Source organism: Cupriavidus sp. C2SS-8b (genome assembly GCF_057073745.1).
On record NZ_CP172716.1, the window covers coordinates 1,606,407 to 1,632,530 of the forward strand.

The window sequence follows — 26,124 nt, forward strand, 5'->3', positions numbered from 1 at the left end:
GTGTGACGAGGTCATGAGACGATTACGGAAACGTCCTATGACCGACACAACAGTGACCAAGAAGAGCAAGAGCCCGAAGGCACCCAAGCTGTTCCCTGATGAACTGATCGATCAACTGCTGGCGCAGGTCCAGAACAAAGATGCCGAGTCGATCCTCGGCGAATCAGGCCTGGCTGGGCAGTTGAAGAAGCAATTGGCCGAGCGAATGTTGGCGGCCGAACTGACTCATCACCTGGAGAGCGAGGCGGAGCAAGGCAAAGCCGGCAACCACCGCAACGGCAAGAGCCCCAAGACAGTCATTACGCCCAACGGCGAGCTGACGCTCGATATCCCGCGCGATCGGCAGGCAACGTTCGAGCCGCAGTTGGTTGGCAAGTATCAACGCCGGCTTCCAGGCTTCGACGACCACGTCATCAGCATGTATGCGCGCGGCATGAGCGTGCGCGAGATTCAGGGCCATCTGCTGGAGCTATACGGGCTCCAGGTGTCGCCCGATCTGATTTCCACGGTCACGGATGAGGTGCTGGCCGACGTCGAGCAATGGCAGCAACGGCCGCTCGAGGCCATGTATCCGATCGTGTACTTTGACGCGCTCCGGCTGAAGATTCGCGACGAAGGCACGGTCAAGAACAAGGCGGTCTATCTGGCGCTGGGCATTCGGGCCGACGGCCGCAAGGAAGTACTGGGCCTGTGGATCGAGCAAACCGAGGGCGCCAAGTTCTGGCTGAAGGTCTTCAACGAATTGAAGAACCGCGGTTTGAACGACATCCTAATCGCAGTGGTCGATGGCTTGCGCGGCTTTCCCGAGGCGATCGAAGCGGTCTATCCGGATGCCCAGATCCAGACCTGCATTGTGCATCTGATCCGCAATTCGCTGAGTCTGGCGAGTTGGAAGGATCGCAAGCCGCTCGCTGCGGCGCTCAAGCCGATCTATCAGGCCGCCACGGCCGATGCGGCAGCAGCGGCGCTGGAGGCTTTCTCCCAAGGCGAATGGGGTCGTAAATTCCCTACCGTCGCGGCCATGTGGCAACGCCAGTGGGAGCAAGTGATTCCCTTCTTTGCCTATCCACCGGAAGTACGCAGAATCATATATACGACCAACGCCATTGAAAGCATGCACATGCAGTTGCGCAAGATCGTCAAGAATCGAGGCCACTTCCCCAGCGACGAAGCGGCCAGCAAGCTGTTGTTTCTGGCCTTGCGCAACATCGAAAAGGATTGGAAGATGCCGCCTATCACCTGGCGGCAGGCAGTCAATCAGTTCGCCATTCTGTTTGGCGAGCGATTCACCAACGCCATCGGCTGAGATTTCTTACAACGACCTCAGCACACGAAATTCCTGACACGTCCGACGGCTGCCAACAGGACTATCCCGCTGGTTTGCTCCCCTCTCCCGCTCGCGGGAGAGGGGCTGGGGGAGAGGGCAGGCATGTGCCTCGTGACAGACGGTGCAAGGCCGCGACGCGCTTGCCCTCTCCCTAACCCTCTCCCACAAGCGGGAGAGGGGACAGGTCCCTGGAAGTTGCAAGTGCGGTGCCCGTAGTAACGCCTTGTGAGCTTACTTCGCCAACCCCGCATCCTCCATATACGCCCGGATCACCTCATCAAAGCTCGCATCGCTCTGGAACCCAAGCGACACCGCAAGTTCCGCATTCCACGCCGCCGGCCACGTGCCGACGATCTTCTCGACACGTTCCTCGCGTTGCCACGTAACCCGGTCTGCCACCGCATCGCCCGCCACGCGCCGCAGCGCTTGCACCATGCCGGCGGCAGTTACCGACAAGCCCGGCAGATTCACCACGCGGCGATTGCCGAGGCGTTCTCCATTCAACTCGATACCGTTGACGAGCGCCGTCACGGCCGCGCGCGGCGACAGCAGCCACAGCGGCGTTTCCGGTGCCACCGGGCAATTGGCTTCCACACCCGCCAGCGGCTCGCGGATGATGCCGCTGGCAAACGATGAAGCCGCCGCATTGGGCTTGCCCGGCCGCACGCTGATGGTCGGCAGGCGCAGCACGCGCCCGTCGACAAAGCCGCGCCGGCTGTAGTCGGACAGCAGCAGTTCGCCGATAGCCTTCTGCACGCCGTAGGACGATTGCGGGTTCAGCGCCGTATCGTCCCGCACTACGGGCGGCAGCTCCCCGCCATAGACTGCGACCGAGCTGGTGAACAGCACGCGCGGCTTGTGCCCAAGCGCGCGGCAGGTTTCCAGCAGCGCACGCGAAGCATCGAGATTGACGCGCATGCCAAGCTCGAAGTCGGCCTCGGCCTGGCCCGAGACCACGGCGGCCAGGTGGAAGATGGCGCCGGTGTCGGCATCGATGGCTTGCGCGAGGACGGCGGAGTCCGACAGGTCGCCGGTCACCACGCGCACGCGCGCATCGTCCAGGCCATGCGGCGCCACCACGTCGAGCAGCGTCAGGCGGTCGAAGGCGACTGCGCGGCCGTCCAGGTCCAGGGTGCCGCGCTGCAGCAGGAGGTGCGCCAGTTGCAGGCCGAGGAAGCCGGCGCCGCCGGTAATCAGTACATTCATGGCAATGCTTCTCAGTGGGTTCAGCGCTTCAGGTAAGGCTTGATCCAGCCCAGGCCGGCGGAGGTGCCGGCGCGCGGCCGATACTCGCAGCCGATCCAGCCCTGGTAGCCCAGGTTGTCGATGATGTCGAACAGGTACGGATAGTTCAGTTCGCCGATGTCCGGTTCGTGGCGCTCGGGCACGCCGGCGATCTGGATGTGGCCGATGCCCGCAAAGTCGCGCTGCAGTTTCTTGGTCACATCACCTTCCACGATCTGGCAGTGGTAGCAGTCGAACTGCACCTTCAGGTTGTCGGCGCCGACCTCCTTGCAGATCGACTGCCCGTCGTCCTGCCTGTTCAGGAAATAGCCGGGCATGTCGCGCGTGTTGATCGGCTCGATCAGCACGGTGATGCCTTGCGCGCCGGCGGCACTGGCGGCGTGGGCCAGGTTCTCGAGATAAGTGGCACGGCAGCGCGCGCGGTCAGCATCGGCCGGGATCAGGCCGGCCATCACGTGGATGCGGTCATTGCCGATCACGCCGGCATATTCCAGTGCGCGGCCGAAGGCGGCGCGGAACTCGGCTTCGCCGCCGGGCATGGCCGCCATGCCGCGTTCGCCTGCGGCCCAGTCGCCCGGCGGCGCGTTGAACAGCGCTTGCACGAGGCCATGGGCGTCGAGTCGCGCGCGCAGTTCGGCGGCCGTGTAGTCGTACGGGAACAGGTACTCGACCGCCTGGAAGCCGTCCGCCGCGGCGGCGGCAAAGCGGTCCAGGAAGTCACGCTCCGTGTACATCATCGAAAGGTTGGCGGCGAAACGCGGCATGGTTGGTTTCCGGTTGTGAGTCTTGAAGGCGGGCCGGTCAGCGGTTGACCAGCCTGGCCGGTGTCAGCCATACGAGCACGGCACCGACGACCAGGATCGCCGACAGCACGTACATCGGCAACTGCGTGCTGTGCGTCATGTCCTTGAGCGCGCCGACCATATACGGCGACACGAAGCCGGCCAGGTTGCCCACTGAGTTGACCACCGCGATGCCAGACGCCGCGGCGATACCCGACAGGAATGCGGTAGGCAGCGACCAGAACAGCGGCGCGCAGGTCAGTACCCCGGCTGCGGCCAGCGACAGTGCAGCGATGGCTACGGTCGTATTGTGCGTAAACGATGCCGCAATCGCAAAGCCCGCGGCACCCATCAGGGCCGGCACGATCAGGTGCCAGCGGCGCTCGCTGCGGGCGTCGGCGCTGTGGCCGAGGATGTTCATGACCACGATCGCGCACAGGAACGGGATTGCCGACAGCAGGCCGATGTTGAAGTTGCCGGTGACGCCACTGGCCTTGACCAGCGTGGGCATCCAGAACGTCAGCGCATACTGGCCGGTGACGAAGCAGAAGTAGATCAGGCACATCCACCAGACGCGGCTGTCACGGAACACGGCGCCCAGCGAGTGGCCATGCGCTTTGCCCGAGGCGGCGCCGGCTGCCTTGACCGCATTCTGCTGGTCTGCCTCGACATTGCGCTTGAGCACGCGTTTTTCATCAGCGTCGAGCCACGGCGCCTTGTCGATGCCATCACGCAGCACGAACACTGTCAGCACGCCGATCAGCAGCGACGGCAGCGCTTCGATGATGAACATCCATTGCCAGCCGCGCAGGCCATGGGTGTTGTTGAAGGCGTCCATGATCCAGCCCGACAGCGGGTTGCCGAACATGCCGGCCACGGGAATGCCCGACATGAACAGCGCGATCATCTTCGCGCGGCGGTTGGCGGGGTACCAGTAGGTCAGGTAGAGGATCACGCCCGGATAGAAGCCCGCTTCGGCCAGGCCTAGCAGGAAGCGCATCACGTAGAACTGGGTCGGCGTCTGGACGAACATGAACAGCCCTGACACGATGCCCCAGGTGATCATGATGCGCGCGATCCAGATGCGCGCGCCGAGCTTGTGCATCAGCAGGTTGCTGGGCAGTTCGAACAGGAAGTAGCCGATGAAGAACAGGCCGGCGCCAAGACCGAACACGGTCTCGGAGAAGGCCAGGTCCTGGCCCATCTGCAGCTTGGCGAAGCCGACATTGACGCGATCGAGATAGGCGATCACGTAGCACAGCATCAGGAACGGCATGATGCGCCAGAACACCTTGTGATAGGCGCGTTTCTCGATCTGGATATCGGCGTCGAGTCGGGCGTCGAGCCGGGCATTGCCGCCCAGGCTGTCATAGGCGGGCACGCTGGCCGCGGGTTGGTTCGGTGTCACGGTGGTCTCCGTTCGGGTTTCGGGGGCGCGAGTGTTCTCCGCGCGGCTGCCTGGCGGCAGTCGCGTCCGGGTCGCGTCGGGTCGGGAATCAGCAGGTTGCTACCAGCGGGCTTTGAACGTATCCCGCAGTTCGGTGAGTGCGCTTTCGCTGAGCGCGGCGCGGGCGGCAAAGCCCGGAACGTCCTTCATCATCATCCAGAGCTTCGCGGTTTCCTCCAGTTCTTCCAGCACGAAGGCCGCGCGCGAGACGCTGGACTCCCACACCACCGGACCGAGCCGCTCCAGTATGACGCCGCGCACCTTGCTGGCGAGCGTGGCAACTTGCGCCGCAACGGCGGGATCGCCGGGGCGGTGGTACGGAATCATCGGAATGTGGCCGACCTTCATGACGTAGTACGGGGTGAGCGGCGGCACGATATCGTCAGACTGCCATACGCCGGCCAGCGTCAGCGCCACGAGGTGCGTCGAGTGCGTGTGCACCACGGCGTTAGCCTCGCGGTTGTTGTCATAGATGGCACGGTGCAGCGTCAGCGTCTTCGACGGCTTGTCGCCCGAGACCCAGTTGCCATCGCCGGACACCTTGGCCAAGGCTGCCGGATCCATCATGCCGAGGCAGGCGTCGGTGGGCGTGATCAGCCAGCCATCATCGAGCCGTGCGCTGATGTTGCCGGCCGAGCCGACTGTATAGCCGCGCTGGAAGAGGCTCGCGCCGATGCGGCAGATCTCTTCGCGCAGCTGGCTTTCCTGGCTCATCACTGGCCTCCGAGTTGTGCGAGTGCCTGCGCGAAGAAATCCTCGCCGCCGAAGTTGCCGGATTTCAATGCCAGCGCGACGGACTGTGCATCCAGCGTGACAGTTGCCGGCACACCCGGCGCGATCTGCTCGCCGATGCGCAACGCGCGCACACCCAGCGCCTGCACGACGGCGCCCGAGGTCTCGCCACCCGCGACAACGAAGCGGCGCGTGCCGCTGGCGAGCAGTCCGGCCGCGATACCTGCCAGAGCCTGCTCGACCAGATGGCCCGCGCGTTCCACGCCGAGTTCGGCTTGCACGGCCTTGACTTCGTCAGGGCTAGAGGTCGCGTAGATCAGCACAGGTTCATCGTGGCTGGCCGCAAAGGCGAGTGCGGCATCCACTACGGCTTCGCCGCGCGCGAGCGCCAGCGGATCGATGCGCAGGGCGGGGCGGCCCTCACCGAGCCAGCGCGCAACCTGGCCGTTCGTCGCGCGCGAGGCGCTGCCAGCCAGCACGACACCATCGCCATCGATGCGCGGCACCGACGCGGCATCGCCACGCTGTGGCAGCAGGCCCGCACGGCGGAAGTTCTCGGGCAGACCCAGCGCGATGCCCGAGCCGCCGGTGATCAGCGGCAACGCCGCGCAGGCCTGGCCAAGCGTGAACAGGTCGGCATCGGAAACCGCATCGGCAATCGCAAGGCGTACGCCGTCGCCGCGCAGGGCTGCAATGCGCTCGGCGGTTGCGTTCGCACCGCGAGCGACGGCGTCGTAGCGCAGCAGGCCGACCTTGCCCTGGCTCTGCCCCTGCAACACGCGCACGAGGTTCGCGTCAGTCATCGGCGTGAGCGGATGATGCTCCATGCCTGACTCGTTCAGCAGGACATCGCCGACGAACAGATGGCCGCGGAAGATCGTGCGGCCATTCTCGGGAAAGGCCGGGCAGGCGATGGTGAAGTCGCTATCGAGCGCTGCCAGCAGGGCTTCGGCGACAGGGCCGATATTGCCGGCGCTGGTTGAATCGAACGTCGAGCAATACTTGAAGACGAACTGCCGGCAACCCTGTGCGCGCAGCCAGTCGAGCGCAGCCAGGGATTGCGCTACGGCGTCTGCGGCGGGAATCGTGCGCGACTTGAGCGCGACCACGATGGCATCGGCCTGGCCAATATCCTGCACAGCGCCGGCGTCCGGCACGCCAATGGTCTGCACCGTACGCATGCCGTTGCGCACCAGCGTGTTGGCCAGGTCGGTGGCACCGGTGAAGTCGTCGGCGATGCAGCCCAGCAGCGGGCGGTCTTGCGCTTGGATGGCGGTCATGATGCGCTGCGCCTCAGTTGGCCTTGTCGGCCTTGGCCGGCAGTTCGATGCCGGGGAAGATCTTGATCACGGCGGAATCATCCTCGCCGCCGTGGCCGGCAGTGGAGGCCATCATGAACATCTGGTGCGCTGCGGCGGACAGCGGCAGCGGGAATTTGCTGGTGCGCGCGGTGTCGAGCACCATGCCGAGGTCCTTGACGAAGATGTCGACCGCCGACAGCGGCGTGTAGTCGCCGGAGAGGATATGCGGCACGCGGTTCTCGAACATCCACGAGTTGCCGGCGCTGTGCGTGATGACGTCGTACAGCGCATCCGGGTCGACGCCTTCGCGCAGGCCCAGCGCCATCGCCTCGGCCGCGGCGGCGATATGCACGCCGGCCAGCAGCTGGTTGATGATCTTGACCTTGGAGCCGGCACCGTGGGCGTCGCCCAGCCGGTAGACCTTGCCGGAGATGGCGGCCAGCACGTCTTCGGCGAGCGAATAGGCTTCGGCGGGGCCGGACGTCATCATCGTCATCTCGCCGCTGGCCGCGCGCGCGGCACCGCCGGACACCGGGGCATCGAGCATCAGGATGCCTTGCTCGCCAAGCCGGCGGCCCAGGGCTTCGGCAAAGGCGGGCGGCACCGTCGCGCTGGCAATGACGAGCGTGCCCGGGCGCATCGCCGTGGCGGCACCGTTGGCGCCGAACAGTACGGCCTCGGTCTGCTGGGCATTGACCACCAGCGTGATCACGACATCGCAGCGGCTGCCCAGTTCGGCGGGGCTGGCGCACGGCACGCCGCCGGCATCGGCAAAGCGCTGCAGCACGTCGGGCCGCAGGTCGCAGGCATGCACGTTGAGGCCCGCGCGCAGCAGCGACTGCGCGACACCATTGCCCATGGCGCCAAGGCCGATCACGCCGATATTCCGGGACATAGAAAACTCCTGATGCAGGTAAGACTGGTCAATCGATGAGCACGGCGCTGGTTCAGCTGGCCGTGCCGGAACGCTCGTCGTCCGCTTCGTCCTGGCCCAGTTGGGACAGGCGGCGGGCGGCGTTGAACATATGGTTCTGCGCGGCATTGCTCGCGGCCAGCGCGTCGCCCGCGCGGATCGCGGCGACGATGGCCAGGTGTTCGTCGCGCACCTGGCGCGTGAAGTCGGCCCGGCGGGCCTCGTTGGTACGCGTCACGCGCGTCGCGGCTTCCAGGTACTGGCTCAGGAATTCAAGCGTCTTGAGGAAATACGGATTGCCCGTGGCGGCGGCAATGGCGCGGTGGAAAGCCACATCGGCGGCAACACCGTCGCCGCCCTCGGCCACTTCGGCGTCGAGCCGGGCCAGCGCTGCGTCGATAGCCACCATGGTGGCGTCGGTGCGGCGGCGCGCGGCCTGCGCGGCCACCTCGGCCTCGATGGCCCGGCGCAGTTCGACGATCTGCAGGACCGAATCCAGCGTGCCGGTGTCGGTGTAGTCGATCCGCAGCGGGCGGATGCCTGCCTGTTCGGTCACGAACACGCCGCTGCCCTGGCGCGATTCGACCACGCCTTCGTATTTGAGCCGCGAGATCGCTTCGCGGATCACCGTGCGGCTGACGCCGAATTCCTCGGACAGCACGGCTTCCGTCGGCAGCTTGTCCCCGCGCGAGAAGGCGCCGCTCTGGATCTTCTCCAGCAATTGTTCGGCGACATTGTCGGTCAGGGCTCGGGCCGGGACTTTCTGGAACATGGCTTATCGGGTCATCGGGTAGTCAGGTCATCATACAAATTTCATAAAGATCTGTTAGTGCAGGTAAACCCTTATATGGTGCGAAGTGCGCGGGCCGGTGCTTCAGGCGCGTGGTGGTTTGTGGCGTATCATGGCGGCCGCAACCTCCCTGTGGATGACCCGCTTTTCTATTATTCCCAACGAATTTCCATGCCTGTCACCGTCCTGATCTGCCCCTGGTCCGAAGCGCGCGAGCGCGCCCGCGCCATCCGCTACGCCGTGTTCGTCGAAGAGCAGGGCGTGCCGGTCGAGCTGGAGTGGGACGAATGGGATGAGCCGAGCTGGCATGCCCTGGCGCTGGCGGAGGACGGCACGCCGGTTGCCACCGGCCGTCTGCTGCCCGACGGGCATATCGGCCGCATGGCGGTGCTCGGCCTGGTGCGGGGCACCGGTGTCGGCGCGCGCGTGCTGGAGGCGCTGATGAACAAGGCCGCCGAACTGGGCTATCCGGAGCTGGTGCTCAACGCGCAGACGCATGCCGCGGCGTTTTATGCGCGCGCCGGTTTCACGCAGGTCGGGGATGAATTCGAGGAAGCCGGCATCCCGCATGTGGAGATGCGCAAGCGTCTGCGCGACTGATCAGCGCGGCGCCGGTACCGTTCCCGTGTCGCGGGCCAGGTTCAGCTTGCCGCGATAGGAGACCTCGCCGGTCTGGCCGTTCGCATCGAAGCTGCGTTCGCTGAAATCGAAGCGCCCGTCGTGGCGCACGCGCAGCACGGTGCTCGCGCGCGTGCCGTAGTTGGGCGAGCGGATAAACGCGGACGACAGCAGCTTTTCCCACTCGGGCGAGACACCGGTCGAAGGCAGTTCGAAGTTCGCGGCCTGGCGCTCGTCCGCCAGCAGCTGGAGGTAGGGCGCGGCGCTGGCATTGGCATGGCCGGTATCGGCCGCCAGCACTTCCGCGAGCGCGCCGACCCGGCTGCGCACCTTGGGCCACGGCGTATCGAGCAGGGCGTTGGATAGCCCGTACAGGCCCGGCCGCAGGCGCTCCGGCTGGCGAGAGGCCGACCGGTTGCTGTACCACCAGAGTTCGTGCAAATCGCAGGCCAGCAGGTTGAAGCCGTTGTAGCAGCCGTCCGCGCCTGCGAGGGCGCCAAGGTAGTCGGCTGGCCCCTGGTGTCCACGCAGGAAGCCGGCCACCAGTTCACCGCGCGAACGCGCGTCGGTGCGTTTTTCCGACGGGGCGCGATAGTTGGTCAGCGCGGCAAAGCGGCCTTCGCCCGCCACGCCCATCCAGGTGCCGGGCTCGCCGATGACATCGGCCAGGTCGCGGCCCGCCAGCACCTGCGAGGCCTCCTGCCACCAGTGCGCGGGCGCCGCCGGACGGACATAGAATTCGTCGCGATTGCCGGCCACCACCAGGGCATAGTCCGGGTGAGATTGCCAGGCAACCAGGATCAGGCACATTGCTTTGCTTCCTTTACTGCGCAGAATCTACAGCAGGTCCAGGTCGATGAAATGCTCGACCTGGCGTTCGCCGTCCACCCACTGCTCCAGACCGCTCTGGCGCCACAAACCTGACAGCGTGGCGTCGAAGGCGGGAGGGACATCGGCATAGCATTCCATCCAGGTCTGCACGCCGGCGCGGGTTTCGGGCCTGCGCATCAGCGTACCACCAATTCCGGTCGCCTCGGCAACCGTCTCCATCCAGCGGTGCCAGTGCGGCAGCGCTTCGGCCGCTGTGGCTTCCGGCACGCGGAAATAGACGTAGAGGTGATCGCTCATGGCGGTGTCCTGCAGGTCAGCCGGCGGCCTGCGCGGCCTCGGACAGCGGTACTTCGTACGGAAGACGGCCCACCGTCAGCGCGGCGCCTTCGGCGCTGCCCAGGTGCAGGGCTGCCGCGGCGGCGTCGATCTTCAGCTCGGCCAGGCCTGCCCAGCCGCCCTGAGGCGCCGGGGCGGCGTTGACGATCATGCCGCACGGCTGCTGCGGGTCTTCCGGACGGAAGATCTCCGCGGCCGGGGCCGGCACGGCGCCGTTGCCCTGTACCAGCCACATGCGGCGTTTGAGCGTGCCGCGGTACTGGCTGCGGGCCACGATTTCCTGTCCCGGATAGCAGCCCTTGCGGAAATTGACGCCACCGACAAGTTCGAAATTGACCATCTGCGGCACGAACTGTTCCTGCGTCGCCGCGACGATGCGCGGGATGCCGGACTGCACTTCGAGCCAGTCCCAGAACGCCGCATCGGCTTCGGACAGCTGGCTGGCCAGCGCCGCACGGATTTCGGCGGCGCGCGCGGCCGGCAGCAGCAGTTGCCAGCGCGGCTGGCCGGCGGCGTCCGGCAGGCGGATGACGGTCGTGCCGTCAGCGCTGTCGGCGTCGAACACGGCGTTGGGCGCGGCCAGTCCGGCCTTTGCAAGGGTCTGTGCGGCATGCGGCCCGGCCACGCCAAGCACGGCAACGGCCGGCGTGAGATCGCTGAGCTTCGCCTTGGCGCGCAGCACGAACATGCTCAGTCGCTTCTGCAGCGCGGGGAGGACGTCGGCCGACAGTTGCAGCACGATGCCCTCGGCGTCGCGCCACATCAGGAAGCTGGCCTGCAGCCGGCCCTTGGGCGAGCAATAGCCGGCCAGGCGCGCGGCGCCAGGCGCGAGATCCTCGACCGCGTTGGTCAGCTGGGTGTGCAGGAACGTGGCGGCGTCGTCGCCTGCCACGCGGATCCAGCCAAGCCCGGACGGCGCGCAGACAATCCCCCCGTTTTGCAGGGCGTCAAGGCTGGCGGCGAGATCCGGGGCTGGGGTGTTCATGTCAGGCATTCCGTTCAGGCAAGAGGGGTGCGTTTGGGAGGTGCGCGCCGCGCGTCACGGCTTCGGTAGAGACCCGTCTCATCGTGGCGGCGCAAGGCTCCCGGTATTATATGGGGCTGCCGGCATTTCAGCGGGCGCCGGCGCGCGCGGCGGGCAGGGGGCATCACCCGCCACACGGACGCTGCCGAGACTGAACGGATTACATGACACGTTTTTTCATCCGCCTGGGACTCGTGGTCCTGGTGCTTGCCGCGGCTGTCGCCGGTGCTTTTGCGTGGTGGGCCAACCAGCCGCTGGAGCTGTCCACATCGCCTGTCGAGGTCGTCATCAAGCCTAATTCGGGCGTCGCCAGCGTCGGCCGCCAGCTCCAGCGCGGCGGCGTGGGCATGGACTCGCGGCTGTTCCAGCTATTGGTCAGGCTGACCGGGCACGGACCGGACCTGAAGGCCGGCGGCTACACCTTCGAGACGGGCATTACGCCGCTGGGCGTGATCGGCAAGCTCGCGCGCGGCGAGGTGACGCATTACGTCGTCACCGTGATCGAAGGCTGGGAATTCCGCAAGATGCGCGCGGCCGTGGACGCCAGCCCGGCGCTGCGCCACGACACGCAGGGCATGTCCGATGCCGAACTGATGAAGGCAATCGGCGCTGCCGAAGCCGCGCCGGAAGGGCTGTTCTTCCCGGATACCTACCTGTTCGCGCGCGGCAGCAGCGATATCGAGCTGTACCGCCATGCCTACAAGGCCATGCAGCGGCGCCTGAACGAGGCCTGGAACGCCCGTGCCGCGGACCTGCCCTACAAGACTCCGTACGAGGCGCTGGTGATGGCGTCGATCGTCGAGAAGGAAACCGGCCAGGCCGCCGAGCGCCCGATGATCGCCGCGGTATTCGTCAACCGGCTGCGCAAGAACATGATGCTCCAGACCGACCCGACCGTGATCTACGGCATCGGCGAGCGCTTCGACGGCAATCTGCGCAAGCGCGACCTGCAGACCGACACCCCGTACAATACTTACACCCGAAACGGCCTGCCGCCCACGCCGATCGCGTTGCCGGGCCTGGCCTCGCTGGCGGCCGCGACGGCGCCCGCGCCGTCGGACGCGCTGTATTTCGTGGCGCGCGGCAACGGCACCAGCCATTTCTCCAACACGCTTCCCGAACACAACCGCGCGGTTGACCAGTACCAGCGCGGCAAATAGGCATCCATGCGCGGAAAATTCATTACCTTCGAAGGCATCGACGGCGCCGGCAAGAGCACGCATATCGACTGGGTGGCGGCGCGTCTGCGCGAGCGCAAGGACGTTGGCGCCGTGGTCACCACGCGCGAGCCCGGTGGTACGCCGCTGGGCGAAGACCTGCGCCAGATTCTCCTGCACCGGAAGATGCACCTGGAAACCGAAGCGCTGCTGATGTTCGCGGCACGGCGCGAACATATCGCCGAAGTCATCGAACCGGCGCTGGCGCGCGGCGACTGGGTGATCTCCGATCGCTTCACCGACGCCACCTTTGCCTACCAGGGCGGTGGCAGGGGGCTGGCCACGGCGCGGCTCGAAGCGCTGGAAGGCTGGGTGCAGGCGGGACTGCAGCCAGACCTGACGCTGCTGTTCGACGTGCCGCTGGAAACCGCCAGCGAACGCCTGGCTGGTGCGCGTGCGCCGGACAAGTTCGAGGCCGAATCGCGCGCCTTCTTCGAACGCACCCGTGCCGAGTATTTGCGTCGGGCTGCGCAAGCGCCCGGCCGTTTTCGCGTGATCGACGCCACGCGGAGCATCGACCAGATTCGTGTCGAGCTTGAGAAAATCATCGCAACGCTTTGATTTTGAAGCGTTAGATTGATCGATAATATCGCCTTCGAGATGAAGGCAGCACTTCAGCTTTCACGGCTAACTGACTGATTCGCATGCTCTATCCCTGGCAAACGGAAGACTGGCAACGGCTTGGCGCGCTGCGCGAACGGCTGCCCCATGCGCTGCTGATCCACGGCCAGCAAGGAACCGGCAAGCGCGACCTGGCGCTGCATTTCGCGCAGGGCCTGCTATGCGAGTCGCCGCGGCCTGATGGCCAGCCGTGCGGCCAGTGCGCGGCCTGCCACTGGTTCAGCCAGGGCAACCATCCCGATTTCACCGTGGTCCGTCCGGAAGCGCTGGAGGCTTCGGGCGAAGGCGAGTCGGACGACAGCGGCAAGAAGAAGGCGCCCAGCAAGATCATCCGCATGGAGCAGGTGCGGGCGCTGATCGAGGCGGTCGGCGTCGGGACGCACCGGGCCGGCTTGCGCGTGGTGGTGGTCTACCCGCTGGATGCCCTGCAGGCCGAAGGTGCCAACGCGCTGCTGAAGACGCTCGAGGAGCCGCCGTCTTCGACGGTGTTCCTGCTGGTCACCGACCGGCTCGACCGGATCTTGCCGACCATCCTGTCGCGCTGCCGCCAGTTTTCCACGCAGCGTCCGACACCAGACGCCGCGCTCGCCTGGCTCAAGGGCCAGGGCGTGGCGGACGCCGAAGCCCAGCTGGCACTGGCCGGCGGTTCGCCGCTGACGGCATTGCATGCCGCCGAAGCCGAGGAGCAGCCGCTGCAGCGCTGGCTGGTCGGCCAACTGGGTGCCGGCGCCGAGTTCGACGCGTCTGCGGCGGCGGAACAACTACAAAAGATGCCGGTCCCCCCCGTGCTTGGCATCCTCCAGCGCTGGACGTACGATCTGCTGAAGTGCCGGCTCGATGCCTCGGGCGGCGCGGTGCCGCGCTACTTCCCGAAGGAGCGCGCGGTGCTGGCGCGTTGTGCCGACGCATCGAGCGCCCATCGGCTGCAGGCGTTCGCGGCGCGCATCAATGCGCACCGTCGCAGCGAAAATCATCCGCTCGCGGCAAGGCTGGTGATGGAATCCGTATTTCTCGAATACCGGCAACTGTTCCAGTGCCGGGAAGCAGGGCCAAAAACACCTAAAACAGAACGATAGTCGGTCAAAAAGGGGTCAGTCATGAATGCAGAAGTCGCAACCATACCGGGGCGGGCCACCGCCACCATGGGTGGCGCACCATCGCGGCCGAACGTGTTGTCCTTGTCGATCAAGGACCAGGCGGGGCTCTATGCCGCGTACATGCCGTTCCTGGCGCGCGGCGGCATTTTTGTGCCGTCGAACCGGCCGTTCCGGCTGGGCGAACAGGTGTTCCTGGTCCTGTCGCTGCTGGACCGTCCGCAGAAATACCAGGTCGCCGGTCATGTTGCCTGGATCACGCCGCCGGGCACGCCGATGAAGACGCCCGGCGTTGGCGTGCATTTCCCTGATGACGACAATGGCCGCAACCTGCGGCGTGCCGTGGAGGAAATCCTGGGCAAGCAGCTGGAATCCGGGCGGCCAACCCAGACTTTATGATGGTTGCGAAGATTGCTTTGTAACTGGGTGATATTAAAGAATATTTATTGAATTTTCCTGTAAGTCGATGGTGCCGGCGACAGGCCCGGTACCGTTGCTTTCTGCAGCAGCCCGTTCGCGTCGCGCGTGGCGACGGCCGAGTCGGCGCAGTCTTCCGTAGCGTCCCGCCAGGCAAGCCGGCTTCCGGTTCCTGGGTCGCAGTACAGAGGTTTTTCCCATGTTTGTAGATTCACACTGCCATATCGATTTTCCCGACCTGGCCGCCCGTCTGCCCGAACTGCTCGACAATATGCGCGCCAACCAGGTGTCGCATGCGCTCTGCATCTCGGTGACGCTGGAAGACTTTCCGCGCGTGCTGGCGCTGGCCGAGCAGCATCCGAACCTGTACGCCTCGGTCGGCGTGCATCCGGACTACGAAGAGGGCGAGGAGCCCACGCTGGAGCGCCTGCTGGCACTCGCCGCGCATCCGCGCGTGGTGGGCACCGGCGAAACCGGCCTCGACTACTATCGCCTGAACGGCCGCAGCATCGCCGATATGGAATGGCAGCGCGAGCGCTTTCGCACGCATATCCGCGCGGCACGGCAGACGGGAAAGCCGCTGATCATCCATACCCGTTCCTCTGCGGACGACACGCTGCGCGTCATGCGCGAAGAAAACGCCCGCGAGGCCGGCGGCGTGATGCATTGCTTCACGGAAACCTGGGACGTCGCGAAACAGGCGCTCGACCAAGGCTTCCATATTTCGTTTTCGGGAATCGTCACGTTCAAGAGTGCGGCGGACCTGCAGGAAACCGCCCGCAAGGTGCCGCTGGACCGCATGCTGATCGAGACCGATTCACCATACCTGGCGCCGGTGCCGTACCGCGGCAAGACTAACGAGCCGGCCTGGGTGCGCCATGTGGGCGAGTTCATTGCCAATCTGCGCGGCATTCCGGTGGAACAGCTCGCTGCGCAAACAACCGACAATTTCTTCAAGCTTTTCAAGCACATCAACAGGGAAGCTCATGTTTGACATGAAATCACTCCGCGCGCTATCCGGCGCCATGCTGCTCGGATGCGCGGCGCTGGCCTGGGCCGCGCCGGCCGACGACATGCGCAAGGCCGTGGAATTCGACGACGCGCGCACCGTGCAGAAGCTGCTGGGCCGCGGCATCGATCCCAATATCGTCGACAGTCGCGGGGAGCCGGCGCTGATCGTGGCACTGCGGGAAAAGTCCCTGAAAGCCGCGACGGCGCTGATCAAGGCCAAGGACATCGACTTCGACAAGGCCAACCCCGCCGGCGAAACGCCGTTGATGATCGCCTCGCTGCAGGGCGAACTCGACATGGTCAAGCTGATGGTTGACGACATGGAGGCCGAGGTCAACAAGACCGGCTGGACGCCGCTGCACTATGCGTCCACCACCGGCCACAACGATGTCGTCAAGTACCTGGTCGACCACGCCGCCTACATCGACGCCGAAAGCCCGAACGGCACCACGCCGCTGATGATGGCCGCACGCGGTGGCCACATCGAGACCGTGAAGCTGCTGCTCGACGAAGGCGCGGACATGCGGCTCAAGAACCAGCAGGGCATGACGGTGATCGACTTTGCCGAGCGCTATAACCAGGCCGAGATCGCCAATGGCCTCAAGTCGCGCTGGCAGAAGCTGTATCCCCAGGTGCCAATCGTCGCCGCACCGCCGCTGAAGGCGCCCGTGGCGCAGCCTGGCGGCCAGCCGATCAAGGCCGCGCCGGCCAGCGGCAAGTAATGTCTCCGACGGGGACAAGGGCAGGGGCGATGTCGCTGAGCCAACGCCTGCGGCAGTGGGCGCGCAGCCTGAAGTCCAGCCTCGTGATGCTCTGGTTTTGCAGCCGTCATCCGGATACGCCGCTGGCCGCGCGGCTGCTGGCGGTGCTGGTGGTGGCCTATGCGTTCAGCCCGATCGACCTGATCCCGGATTTCATCCCGGTACTCGGTTATATCGATGATGTCCTGCTGGTGCCGGCTGGGATCTGGCTGGCCTTCCGGCTGGTGCCCGCTGCCGTGAAGGCGGATTGCCGTGCGCAGGCCGATACCTGGCAGGCGTCGAAGCAAGCGCGCCCCCGCAACCTGTGGGCGGCGGGGGCCATCGTGCTGGTTTGGGCCTTGTTGGCGTGGCTAGGCTGGCGCTGGTGGTCGGGCCGCTGAACGCGCCCGGGTTCAGGCGTCGTCCGCCAGGCGCACGCCGGTAAACTGCCAGCGCTGGTGCGGATAGAAGAAGTTGCGATAGCTGGCCCGGATATGCGATTCGGGCGTCACGCACGAGCCGCCGCGCAGCACCATCTGGCTGCTCATGAACTTGCCGTTGTATTCACCCACAGCGCCGGCGCTCGGCTGGAATCCCGGGTAGGGCAGGAAGGCGCTGCCGGTCCATTCCCATACATCGCCAAACATCTGGCGCAGCACGCCGGACGTGTTCTGCCGGTCCGGCAGCGGCCGCAGCACGCGGCCCTCGATGAAATTCCCCGTCGCCGGCAGGTTGCGGGCCGCGTGTTCCCATTCCGCTTCGGTCGGCAGACGGCGCTCTGCCCAGCGGGCAAAGGCCTCGGCTTCGTAGAAGCTGATATGCGTGACCGGGCTTTCCGGGTCGACCGGATGCATGCCGCGCAGCGTCATCTGCCACCAGGTCCCATCGCGCTCCTCCCAATACAGTGGCGCGTGGATACCTTGTTCGCACACCCAGCGCCAGCCGTCCGACAGCCATAGCCCCGCAGTCTGGTAGCCGCCGTCGTCGATGAATTCGAACCACTGGCGGTTGCTGACCGGGTGCGAGCACAACGTATAGGGCTGCAGGAACACCTTGTGGCGCGGCTCTTCACAGTCAAAGGCGAAATCCTCGCCGCGATGGCCGATCTCCACCACGCCACCGTCAAAGCGGACCCAGTCCGGGGCCGGGCGCGGGTCGGCGACCACCGGCTCCAGCAGGTCCGGCGCGAACGCGGGCCGCAGTGGATTCTGCGCAAACAGGTGCAGGATATCGGTCAGCAACAGTTCCTGGTGCTGTTGCTCATGGTGCAGCCCGAGCGTGATCAGGGCGGCTTCGGCATCGGTCTGGGCGGCGCCGAGCAGGCTCAGCATCGATTCGTCCACGGCTTCGCGGTAGGCCAGGATCTCGTCCAGCGACGGCCGCGTGAGCAGGCCGCGGCGCGGGCGCGGATAGCGCGGGCCGACGGACTCGTAGTAGGAGTTGAACAGGAAGCGGTAGTCGGGGTCGACCGGCTCGTAGTCGGGCATGCGGGCGGCCAGCACGAATTCCTCGAAGAACCACGTGGTGTGGGCCAGATGCCATTTGGCCGGGCTGGCCTCTTCCATCGACTGCGGCGTGGCGTCGGCATCCGACAAGTCGGCGACCATGGCTTCGGTCGCGGACCGGATGTGCCGGTACTGCGCCAGCAAGGCGGGTTCGTGCGGCGGGTGGATGGCGGCGGCTGGCAACAGGGCTGAAGTCATGCGGGCTCCCGGGATCGGTCGATGACTGAGGCGAAGGACGCGTCTGGCCGTTGCAGGCCGGCCAGTGACGTCGCCAAATGGCACGCGGGGCGCCGTAGCGCCCCGCATCCATCATAGACTCGATCCGCCGTCGCGGCGAGCCGGTGCCGCCACGCGGTCAGGCCGCCAGGCGGGCGCCGTCGTTCAGAGCGGCGATCTCCGTGCGGGCGCTGCTCAGGCCGGCTTCGCGAGCGTCCGGACCCATGGCCAGTCCGTGGGCGCGCACGTACGTGATGTCGGTGATGCCCAGGAAGCGGAACACCACATCCACGGTCTTCTCGTGCAGGTCCAGTTCATTGGGGTCCTGGCGCACGCCGCCGCGCGACGAGACGACGATCACGCGCTTGCCGCCGGCCAGGCCGACCGGGCCGGTCTCGGTGTACTTGAAGGTACGGCCGGCCTGGGCGATGCGGTCGATCCAGGCCTTGAGCTGGCTCGGGATGCCGAAGTTGTACTGCGGCACGCCCACCACCAGCACGTCGGCGGCCAGGAATTCGGCCAGCCAGGTTTCGGTGCGCTGCAGTTCGGCTTCCTGCACGGCGTTCAGGCCGTCCTTCGGGCCGCCCAGCACGGGCAGCAGGTTGCCGGACAGGTGCGCCGGGGCGTCCTGGTCCAGGTCACGCACGGTTACCTTGGCGCCAGGGTTGGCGGCGACCAGGTCGGCCACGGCGCTGGCGGTCAGGTTGCGGGAAACGGAATTGCCACCAAGAACGCTCGAATCGATCTGCAGGATGTTCATGACTTTCTCCACTAAGGTGCGGTTGCGATGGAAGAAAGATAGCGGCTGGCCATTGGTATCGGTAGTGAGGCAAAATGCAAATAATTGTTCTATTCGTGCAACGACCGGCGCGCCGTTAATGCGTGTCACGTTGCGCAGGCGGAGGTGTCTACATGCAGGACTTGAACGATTTGTCGCTGTTTGCCCAAGTGGTCGAGCATGGCAGCTTTTCAGCGGCCAGCCGGGCCACGGGGATTCCCAAGTCGCGCCTGAGCCGGCGTATCGCGCAGCTCGAACGGGACCTGGGGGTGCAGCTGTTGCGGCGGACGACGCGGCAAGTGCGCGTGACGCCGCTGGGCGAGTCCTTCTTCGAGCGCTGCCGGGCCATGCTGAATGAGGCGCAGGCTGCGCGTGAAGTGATTGAGCAGGCGCGCGACCAGCCGGGCGGCACGCTGCGCGTGAGTTGTCCGGTGGCGATTGCGCAGATCCTGCTGGCGCCGGCGATCGGCCATTACATGCGGGCCAACCCGGCCGTGCGCATCGAACTGGAGGCCACGAACCGCCGCGTGGACGTGATCGGCGAAGGCTATGACCTGGCGCTGCGCGTGCGGGAAATCATGGAAGATTCCAGCCTCGCCGTGCGCACCTTCGGCGAAAGCCAGCTCATGCTGGTGGCCAGTCCCGGCCTGCTCGACAGCATCGGCCGGCCGCGCACGCCACAGGCACTGGATGGCATGCCGGGCGTCGGCCAGAAGCCGCACGACGGCAAGCACGTCTGGATTCTTGGCTGCAAGAGCGGTGAGACCATCCAGATTTCCTATGATCCGCGCCTGGTGACCGACGAGTTCGCGTTGCTGCGCGAGGCGGCGATTGCCGGCATCGGCGTGGCCATGCTGCCGCGCATGTACTGCCGCGATGCGATCGACCGTGGCGAACTGGAGCTGCTGCTGCCCCAATGGGAAATGCCCGTGGGCACGCTGCACGCTGTGTTCCCGTCGCGCAAGGGCGTGACCCCGGCGGTGCGGCGCTTCCTGGATTTCCTCAGCGAGATCCTGCCCGAGAACGCGCGCAAGGTCGGCATGCATGAGGCCAAGCCGCCGTCGATGCACCGCGTGGTCTGACGGCGCGGCCGCAATCGGTTGCCGCCTTCTTGCGCCTTTACCTTCACGCTGGGGCGCACTAAGGTACATGGGCGAGCCCCTTGCGTGCGGGCGAAGCCGCTTGGCCGTCCAACGGCCGGCCTGCTTCCGGGTGCTCCGACTGTTCTCAACCGGCAAGGAGGATGGCCATGAGCGGCTCTCAGGGTTCGCAGGACTTGGGCAAGGCTGTGTTGCGCATTGTGTTGGGCGCGCTGATCCTGATGCACGGCATTGCCAAGCTGAAGGGCGGCGTGGGCTTCGTCGAGCAGACCGCCACGCAGGCCGGGTTGCCGGCCTGGGTCTCCTACGGCGTCTATTTCGGTGAAGTCATTGCGCCCGTGCTGCTGATCATCGGCCTTTGGACCCGTGTGGCGGCGCTGATCATCGTCGTGAACATGCTGTTCGCGATCGGGCTGGTGCACCTCAAGCAGATCGGCATGCTCAATGAAACCGGTGGCTGGCAACTGGAACTACAGGGCATGTACCTGGCGGCCGGGCTGACGCTGATGCTGATCGGCGGAGGCAGGCTGGGCGTGGGTGGTGCCGGCCGGTGGAACTAAGCTATGGCCGCCCCTTGCTGGAGACGTATCGTGAAGGCTCCAAGAAGCTGGACCGTTGCCATGGCGTCGGTGCTTCTGACCGCCTGCGCCAGCGCGCCGGACATCAAGACCGACTACAACCGCAGCGTGAATTTCGACGCGTACCGCAGCTTTGGCTTCGTGAAGAACCCGGGCACGGACCGGCAGGGTTATGAAAGCCTGACGACGCAGTACCTCAAGGGCGCCGTGCAGCGCGAGATGACGTCGCGCGGCTACCAGTACAACGCGCAGTCGCCCGACCTGCTGGTCAACTTCAATGCGCGCATGCAGGAGAAGGTGCAGGTCACCCCGGCGCCTCCACCGATGATGGGCTACTACGGGTATCGCGGCGGACTCTATGCCCCGTGGCCTGGCTACGGCTTCTCCAACGACGTTTACACCTATACCGAGGGCACGCTGAACATCGACCTGGTCGACCGCAAGGCGATGAAGCTGGTCTGGGAGGGCGTCGCCGTGGGCAGCGTGGACACGAGCAACCAGACCGACATCCAGCAGCGCATCGAGAAGGTGGTGGGCCAGATCTTCGCCAAGTACCCGTTCCGCGCCGGCCAGTAGGGCAGGGCGCCCTGTTGCCGTCGCGCCGCGCTTACGAAAACTTGCGCATTATTGCGCGGCCCGACGGCATGGCCGGTCTGCTTAAACGCTACAATCGCTGCCCGTAGTTTTGAACGTGGCATGGCGATCATGGGTTTTGGCTGGTTCGGATTTTCGACTCTCTGGCTGGTGCCGCTGGTGTGGCGGCTCTTCGGTGGACTGCTTGCGGGTGAACGGCGCCTGGCCGGCCCCGGTTCGCTGCGGGTCTGGCTCGGTACGCTGATCGTGCTCAGCGCGAGCGCGACGCTCGAGGCGCTGACCGGCGGCGAAGGCGGGAGCGCGGGCGGCTCTGCAGGGCGCGCGCTTGGCGCCATGGTCGGGAATCTGTTTGGCTGGACGCCTGCCTTGCTGCTGATGCTGGGCGTCCTCGCGCTGGCCGCGCCGATGGTATTCGGCGAAACGTGGCGCAGCCTGTTCCTGCTGCGCAAGCCGCGCAGCGCGCCGCGTGCCGAAGACGAGCCCGCGGAATTCGTGGCGACCCAGCCGATGCGGGAACCGGAGCGCCGTGAATCCGCGCCCCATAGCGGCGCCACGTCCGGCAACTGGAATGCGCCATCGGGGCGCCACCGCAGTTTCGACGCTATTTCGGCTCGCCGCCAGCCCGCCTGGCAGCCGCCGCCGCGCACGCGCGAGTCGCCGCCACAGCCAGGCGAGCTTTGGCTGCATCAGGCCGAATCGCCGGGCGCGGTGAAGCCGCCAGCGCGCCCGGCCACGCCGCCTGTGGCCGAGCCGATGACGCCACGCGCCACGCAGGCTCCGCAGCCGCGCCGCCCAATCAGCCTGCAGGCCGCCGCCGCGGCGGCGGCCACGTCGACACCTGCTGCAGCATCCCGTGCGGCCACGACAGCGCGAGCCAATGTCGTGAGCAACGCGCCACGCCAGCCGCAGCCCATCGTGCGCGCCGCCATCACGACCTTGCCCGAGGCATCGGCAGTCGCTAACCCCGCACGAGCCGCGGCAATTGTTGTCCCGGCAAAGCAAGCCGCGGCGCCCGCTGCGCTGGCATCCGCGGCGGTGCCAGCGGCAGCTGTGGTCACTGCAACGCCTGCCGAGGCTGCTGCTGCAGTCGCAGAAACGGCAACCGATGTCGCCGTTGCCGTGGCCGAGCCGGCTATGGCGGAAATGACGGCGTCAACGGACGCGTCGAGCAAGCAGGCCGCCGACGCCGTTGCGGAAGCTGTCGACGTGGACGGGTTTGAAGGCGACGAGGCCACGCTGGAAGCCATCCGGGAAGAAGCCCTGCAATTGCTCGCCGAGTTGCAGATGCTGTCGCGCAAGGCCGTCAGCCCCGTGCTCGCTGGTGACGGACAGGCCTCTGCCACGCTGGCGGTCGAAGCGCCTTTGCCGGAAATGACGAATGCCGGGGAACCTTCCCCTCGCACCGATCTCGCCGTTGAAGCCGAAGCCGAAGCCGAAGCCGAAGCCGAAGCCGAAGCCGAAGCCGAAGCCGAAGCCGAAGCCGAAGCCGAAGCCGAAGCCGACGTCGACGTCGACGTCGACGTCGAGGTTGTCGTCGAGGCTGAGGTTGCAGTCGAAGCCGAGGTAGAGGTTGTAGACGTGGAGTCCGTCCCGGAAGCCGCGCCGGAATTCATCATGGAAGACGGCCCGCTTCCCGAGACCACGGTGGAAGATGCGTCCGAAGCGGAAACGCTCGTCGATGCCAATGTCCTGCTGGGCGCGTCCGGGCCTGAATCTGCGGCGCTGCCCGAACCGGAACCGGAACCGGAGCCGGACCCCGAACCAGCACCCGCGCTGCCTGCGGCGAAGCCGCGCATCGTGTTGCCTGCGGTGGTCGGCAAGACCGTCGCGCTGAACGCCCAGGTGGCGCCACAGGTCCAACCGGCCCAACCCGTCCAGCCCGTGCCTGCCGCACCGGCTCCCGCGCCGCGCGTCGTGGTCGACTACCGCCTGCCGCCGGCCGAATTGCTGGAGGGGGCGGTCGACCCGACCGAACAGGTATCCGAGGAACGTTTGCGCGAGACCCGGGAACTGATCGAGCAGCGCCTGTCGGAATTCAAGGTGCCGGTCGCCGTGGTCGGCGCCAGCGCCGGTCCGGTGATCACGCGCTTCGAAGTCGAGCCCGCCATGGGCGTGCGCGGTGCGCAGGTGGTCGGGCTGATGAAGGACCTGGCGCGCGCGCTCGGCGTGACCTCGATCCGCGTGGTCGAGACCATCCCCGGCAAGACCTGCATGGGCCTGGAGCTGCCCAATGCGCGCCGGCAGATGATCCGCTTGTCCGAAATCGTGCGCGCCTCGTCGTTCCAGTCGCACAGTTCGCGCCTGGTGCTGGCGATGGGCAAGGACATCACCGGCCATCCGGTCGTCACCGACCTGGCGCGCGCGCCGCACCTGCTGGTAGCCGGCACCACGGGCTCGGGCAAGTCGGTCGCGGTCAACGCCATGATCCTGTCGATGCTGTACAAGGCCACGCCCGAGGATGTGCGCCTGATCATGATCGACCCCAAGATGCTGGAACTGTCGGTCTACGAAGGCATTCCGCACCTGCTCGCGCCGGTGGTGACCGACATGAAGCAGGCCGCGCACGCGCTCAACTGGTGCGTGGGCGAGATGGAAAAGCGCTACCGGCTGATGTCGGCGCTCGGCGTGCGCAACCTCGCCGGCTACAACCAGAAGATCCGCGCGGCCGAGGCGGCGGAGCAGAAGGTGCCCAACCCGTTCTCGTTGACGCCCGACGCGCCGGAGCCACTGTCCACGCTGCCGCTGATCGTGGTGGTGATCGACGAACTGGCCGACCTGATGATGGTGGCCGGCAAGAAGATCGAGGAACTGATCGCGCGGCTGGCGCAGAAGGCGCGTGCCGCCGGCATCCACCTGATCCTGGCCACGCAGCGTCCGTCGGTCGATGTCATCACCGGCCTGATCAAGGCCAACATCCCGACGCGCGTGGCCTTCCAGGTGTCGTCCAAGATCGATTCGCGCACCATCCTTGACCAGATGGGCGCCGAAAGTTTGCTGGGGCAGGGCGACATGCTGTTCCTGCCGCCGGGCACCGGCTATCCGCAGCGCGTGCATGGCGCCTTCGTCGCCGACGAGGAAGTGCACCGCGTGGTCGAGCACTGGAAGCAGTTCGGCGAGCCCGACTACGATGAGGGCATTCTCGCGGGCGATACGCCCGAGGGCGGTGCCAGCGACCTGTTTGGCGACGGCGGCGGAGATGGCGAGGCCGATCCGCTCTATGACGAAGCCGCGTCGTTCGTGCTCAACACGCGCCGCGCTTCGATCTCGGCGGTGCAGCGCCAGCTGCGCATCGGCTACAACCGTGCCGCACGGCTGATCGAGCAGATGGAAGCCGCGGGCCTGGTCTCGCCGATGGGCCGCAACGGCGCGCGCGACGTGCTCGCGCCCGGGCCGGGCGACTGAAACCGGGAGCTGTCATGAGCCTTGGCCAGGGCAACCTGTTCGCCGACGTACCCGTGGGGGCGCCGGACGAAATCTTCCAGTCCCTGCTGGAGCGGCCCGGATTGAAGATCGAGCGGATCATCTCCAATGGGCAGGCCAGCCCGCCGGGCTTCTGGTACGACAGCGCAGAGGATGAGTGGGTGTTGCTGCTCAGCGGCAGCGCCGGGTTGGAGTGCGAGGGCGATGCCGCCCCGCGCGTGATGCGGCCTGGCGACTGGCTGCATCTTCCGGCGCATTGCCGGCATCGCGTGGCATGGACGGATGCCGCCATGCCGACGGTATGGCTGGCGGTCCATTGCCAGCCGGCGTAACCCTGCGGAAGGGGCGCCGGCCAACCAATCAGTCCGCCACCGAAAACACCGGCTCCCCCAGATTCAACATCAACCGGTTCGCCCAGGCAAAGATCGCCACGGAATGAATCAGGTCGAGGATCTCGGCATCACTGATCCCGGCCTCGCGCAACGCCGCCAGGCTCTGCGCCGATACGCCCGCAGGGTCCTCGGTCAACGCGATCGAGAACTTTGCAATCGCCTTCTCCCGTTCGGTCGTGCCCGCCGTACGCGGATCCTCGAACACTTCCTTGATCACGTCATTGCGCTTGGCCAACTGCTCGAAACGCTGCGCGTGTACCGACGCGCAATAGACGCAGCCATTGAGCCGCGACACGACGGTGGTCGCCAGCTCGCGCTCGGCCCGCGGCATGCCGCCGGGCGCGTACATGATCGCGTTGAACGCCGTGGAGCGCTGGCGCAGGATCTCGGGCTGGTGCACCAGGAAGCGGTAATAGTCTTGCACCCTGGCCTTGGGATGGCTGTCGTCGAGCACGGCCATCTGCTCCGGCGTGGCCTGGTCCAGTTCGACGACGTCGAGCCAGGCCTTCCAGTCCAGCACTTCATTGGTAAAGCCGTGGGCCTTGATGATCTCGCTCATGCTTGCGCTCCTGCGTTGTCGTTCAGCGCCTTCAGTGCATCGAGGCCGGCAACCAGCCGCACCTGGTACGAGAGGAAGGCAATTAGCTGCGCCAGCGTGACCACTGCCGGCGTGCTCAGGCCCGCGGCAGGCAGCGCTTCAAGCGCGGCCTTGTCGCCCTCCACGGGCTTTTCGATCAGTGTGCGCGTGAACGCCAGGATGGCGCGCAGGCGCGGGTCGGCCGCGTCGGCGGGGCTGCCCTGGTCGGCAACCGATACGTCCGCGGCATCGACGCCAGCCACCGCCAGGCGCGCGCGGTAATGATCGGCCAGTCGCGGCGATGGCGTCAGGCGCGCGGCGTAGAGCGCGACCAGCAGGCGTTCGGCCAGCGTCAGTCCGGGCAGCGCCGGATCGAACAGGGCGTCATAGCTGCCCTGGGTGGCGGCCACGACCTTGTCGCGCTTGTGGCGCAGCGCGTGCGTGGTGCTGCCGGGCTGCAGGCCGGTGATGGCGTCGATCAGGTCCGGCGGCGTGGGGGCTTGGCTCATGGTGTTTGT

The 26,124-nt window shown here is 66.4% G+C and carries 28 protein-coding genes; 14 read left to right on the plus strand and 14 right to left on the minus strand.

Annotation, left to right across the window (positions count from 1 at the left end; translation table 11 throughout):
• The first annotated feature begins 37 nt into the window (after positions 1-37).
• On the plus strand, positions 38-1,306 hold the full coding sequence (locus tag ACIGJB_RS07380; RefSeq protein WP_483729500.1) for an IS256 family transposase: 1,269 nt from the start codon (positions 38-40) through the stop codon (positions 1,304-1,306).
• 252 nt (positions 1,307-1,558) lie between these two features.
• On the opposite strand, the gene denD is transcribed toward ACIGJB_RS07380, so the two are convergent.
• From denD to ACIGJB_RS07415, 7 genes are all read right to left on the minus strand, one after another.
• Positions 1,559-2,533: a D-erythronate dehydrogenase gene (denD, locus tag ACIGJB_RS07385; RefSeq protein WP_483732048.1), complete on the minus strand. Its 975-nt coding sequence runs from the start codon at positions 2,531-2,533 to the stop codon at positions 1,559-1,561.
• Positions 2,534-2,553: 20 nt separating this feature from the next.
• On the minus strand, positions 2,554-3,336 hold the full coding sequence (gene otnI, locus ACIGJB_RS07390; RefSeq protein ID WP_483732049.1) for a 2-oxo-tetronate isomerase: 783 nt from the start codon (positions 3,334-3,336) through the stop codon (positions 2,554-2,556).
• A 37-nt stretch (positions 3,337-3,373) separates the two neighbouring features.
• Entirely contained in the window at positions 3,374-4,762 is a 1,389-nt protein-coding gene (locus ACIGJB_RS07395; protein WP_483732050.1) for an MFS transporter, read from the minus strand.
• Positions 4,763-4,861: 99 nt separating this feature from the next.
• Positions 4,862-5,515, minus strand: a complete 654-nt coding sequence (otnC, locus tag ACIGJB_RS07400) for a 3-oxo-tetronate 4-phosphate decarboxylase (RefSeq protein WP_483732051.1) — start codon at positions 5,513-5,515, stop codon at positions 4,862-4,864.
• Entirely contained in the window at positions 5,515-6,813 is a 1,299-nt protein-coding gene (gene otnK, locus ACIGJB_RS07405; RefSeq protein WP_483732052.1) for a 3-oxo-tetronate kinase, read from the minus strand. Before otnK ends, otnC begins: the two co-directional genes overlap by 1 nt.
• A 13-nt stretch (positions 6,814-6,826) precedes the next feature.
• A complete protein-coding gene (ltnD, locus tag ACIGJB_RS07410; RefSeq protein ID WP_483732053.1) occupies positions 6,827-7,729 on the minus strand; it encodes an L-threonate dehydrogenase in 903 nt (300 codons plus the stop codon).
• Between the two features lie 52 nt (positions 7,730-7,781).
• Complete coding sequence (locus ACIGJB_RS07415; RefSeq protein WP_483732054.1) at positions 7,782-8,519, minus strand: FadR/GntR family transcriptional regulator; 738 nt, start codon at positions 8,517-8,519, stop codon at positions 7,782-7,784.
• Between the two features lie 189 nt (positions 8,520-8,708).
• On the opposite strand from ACIGJB_RS07415, the gene ACIGJB_RS07420 reads away from it, so the two are divergent.
• A complete protein-coding gene (locus tag ACIGJB_RS07420; RefSeq protein ID WP_483732055.1) occupies positions 8,709-9,137 on the plus strand; it encodes a GNAT family N-acetyltransferase in 429 nt (142 codons plus the stop codon).
• Here ACIGJB_RS07420 and ACIGJB_RS07425 read toward each other — a convergent pair whose 3' ends face one another.
• Genes ACIGJB_RS07425 through ygfZ form a run of 3 tightly spaced genes read right to left on the minus strand, consistent with a single transcriptional unit; the run spans position 9,138 to position 11,307 of the window.
• Complete coding sequence (locus ACIGJB_RS07425) at positions 9,138-9,965, minus strand: NRDE family protein (protein WP_483732056.1); 828 nt, start codon at positions 9,963-9,965, stop codon at positions 9,138-9,140. It lies immediately after the preceding gene.
• 27 nt (positions 9,966-9,992) lie between these two features.
• Complete coding sequence (locus ACIGJB_RS07430) at positions 9,993-10,283, minus strand: DUF4936 family protein (protein ID WP_483711285.1); 291 nt, start codon at positions 10,281-10,283, stop codon at positions 9,993-9,995.
• Between the two features lie 16 nt (positions 10,284-10,299).
• On the minus strand, positions 10,300-11,307 hold the full coding sequence (gene ygfZ, locus ACIGJB_RS07435; protein ID WP_483732057.1) for a CAF17-like 4Fe-4S cluster assembly/insertion protein YgfZ: 1,008 nt from the start codon (positions 11,305-11,307) through the stop codon (positions 10,300-10,302).
• Positions 11,308-11,510: 203 nt separating this feature from the next.
• Here ygfZ and mltG point away from each other — a divergent pair, with 203 nt between their 5' ends.
• From mltG to ACIGJB_RS07470, 7 genes are all read left to right on the plus strand, one after another.
• Positions 11,511-12,506: an endolytic transglycosylase MltG gene (gene mltG, locus ACIGJB_RS07440; RefSeq protein ID WP_483732058.1), complete on the plus strand. Its 996-nt coding sequence runs from the start codon at positions 11,511-11,513 to the stop codon at positions 12,504-12,506.
• Positions 12,507-12,512: 6 nt separating this feature from the next.
• Entirely contained in the window at positions 12,513-13,124 is a 612-nt protein-coding gene (gene tmk, locus ACIGJB_RS07445) for a dTMP kinase (RefSeq protein ID WP_483732059.1), read from the plus strand.
• An 83-nt stretch (positions 13,125-13,207) separates the two neighbouring features.
• Entirely contained in the window at positions 13,208-14,260 is a 1,053-nt protein-coding gene (locus tag ACIGJB_RS07450) for a DNA polymerase III subunit delta' (RefSeq protein WP_483732060.1), read from the plus strand.
• A 21-nt stretch (positions 14,261-14,281) separates the two neighbouring features.
• A complete protein-coding gene (locus tag ACIGJB_RS07455; RefSeq protein WP_483711290.1) occupies positions 14,282-14,677 on the plus strand; it encodes a PilZ domain-containing protein in 396 nt (131 codons plus the stop codon).
• 217 nt (positions 14,678-14,894) lie between these two features.
• Positions 14,895-15,689 carry a TatD family hydrolase gene (locus ACIGJB_RS07460; protein WP_483732061.1) on the plus strand — a complete coding sequence of 265 codons (795 nt, stop codon included), beginning with the start codon at positions 14,895-14,897 and terminating at the stop codon, positions 15,687-15,689.
• Positions 15,682-16,428: an ankyrin repeat domain-containing protein gene (locus tag ACIGJB_RS07465; RefSeq protein ID WP_483732062.1), complete on the plus strand. Its 747-nt coding sequence runs from the start codon at positions 15,682-15,684 to the stop codon at positions 16,426-16,428. Before ACIGJB_RS07460 ends, ACIGJB_RS07465 begins: the two co-directional genes overlap by 8 nt.
• Before the next feature lie 29 nt (positions 16,429-16,457).
• Positions 16,458-16,847, plus strand: a complete 390-nt coding sequence (locus tag ACIGJB_RS07470; RefSeq protein ID WP_483732063.1) for a YkvA family protein — start codon at positions 16,458-16,460, stop codon at positions 16,845-16,847.
• A 12-nt stretch (positions 16,848-16,859) separates the two neighbouring features.
• Here ACIGJB_RS07470 and egtB read toward each other — a convergent pair whose 3' ends face one another.
• Together egtB and ACIGJB_RS07480 are read right to left on the minus strand one after the other, a co-directional pair.
• A complete protein-coding gene (gene egtB, locus ACIGJB_RS07475) occupies positions 16,860-18,149 on the minus strand; it encodes an ergothioneine biosynthesis protein EgtB (protein WP_483732064.1) in 1,290 nt (429 codons plus the stop codon).
• Between the two features lie 157 nt (positions 18,150-18,306).
• Positions 18,307-18,927 carry an FMN-dependent NADH-azoreductase gene (locus ACIGJB_RS07480; protein WP_483732065.1) on the minus strand — a complete coding sequence of 207 codons (621 nt, stop codon included), beginning with the start codon at positions 18,925-18,927 and terminating at the stop codon, positions 18,307-18,309.
• 152 nt (positions 18,928-19,079) lie between these two features.
• Here ACIGJB_RS07480 and ACIGJB_RS07485 point away from each other — a divergent pair, with 152 nt between their 5' ends.
• The 5 genes from ACIGJB_RS07485 (at position 19,080) to ACIGJB_RS07505 (ending at position 24,969) form a co-directional block, all read left to right on the plus strand.
• Positions 19,080-20,027 carry a LysR family transcriptional regulator gene (locus ACIGJB_RS07485; protein WP_483732066.1) on the plus strand — a complete coding sequence of 316 codons (948 nt, stop codon included), beginning with the start codon at positions 19,080-19,082 and terminating at the stop codon, positions 20,025-20,027.
• A 167-nt stretch (positions 20,028-20,194) separates the two neighbouring features.
• Entirely contained in the window at positions 20,195-20,605 is a 411-nt protein-coding gene (locus tag ACIGJB_RS07490; RefSeq protein ID WP_483732067.1) for a DoxX family protein, read from the plus strand.
• 30 nt (positions 20,606-20,635) lie between these two features.
• Positions 20,636-21,199 carry a DUF4136 domain-containing protein gene (locus ACIGJB_RS07495; protein ID WP_483732068.1) on the plus strand — a complete coding sequence of 188 codons (564 nt, stop codon included), beginning with the start codon at positions 20,636-20,638 and terminating at the stop codon, positions 21,197-21,199.
• 129 nt (positions 21,200-21,328) lie between these two features.
• A complete protein-coding gene (locus tag ACIGJB_RS07500; RefSeq protein ID WP_483732275.1) occupies positions 21,329-24,619 on the plus strand; it encodes a DNA translocase FtsK in 3,291 nt (1,096 codons plus the stop codon).
• A 14-nt stretch (positions 24,620-24,633) separates the two neighbouring features.
• Entirely contained in the window at positions 24,634-24,969 is a 336-nt protein-coding gene (locus ACIGJB_RS07505; RefSeq protein WP_483732069.1) for a cupin domain-containing protein, read from the plus strand.
• Between the two features lie 28 nt (positions 24,970-24,997).
• Here ACIGJB_RS07505 and ACIGJB_RS07510 read toward each other — a convergent pair whose 3' ends face one another.
• Together ACIGJB_RS07510 and ACIGJB_RS07515 are read right to left on the minus strand one after the other, a co-directional pair.
• Positions 24,998-25,588, minus strand: coding sequence for a peroxidase-related enzyme (locus ACIGJB_RS07510; protein ID WP_483732070.1), 591 nt, complete (start codon positions 25,586-25,588; stop codon positions 24,998-25,000).
• Positions 25,585-26,115, minus strand: a complete 531-nt coding sequence (locus ACIGJB_RS07515) for a CMD domain protein (RefSeq protein ID WP_483732071.1) — start codon at positions 26,113-26,115, stop codon at positions 25,585-25,587. The genes ACIGJB_RS07510 and ACIGJB_RS07515 overlap by 4 nt, the downstream gene beginning before the upstream one ends.
• Positions 26,116-26,124 lie beyond the last annotated feature (9 nt).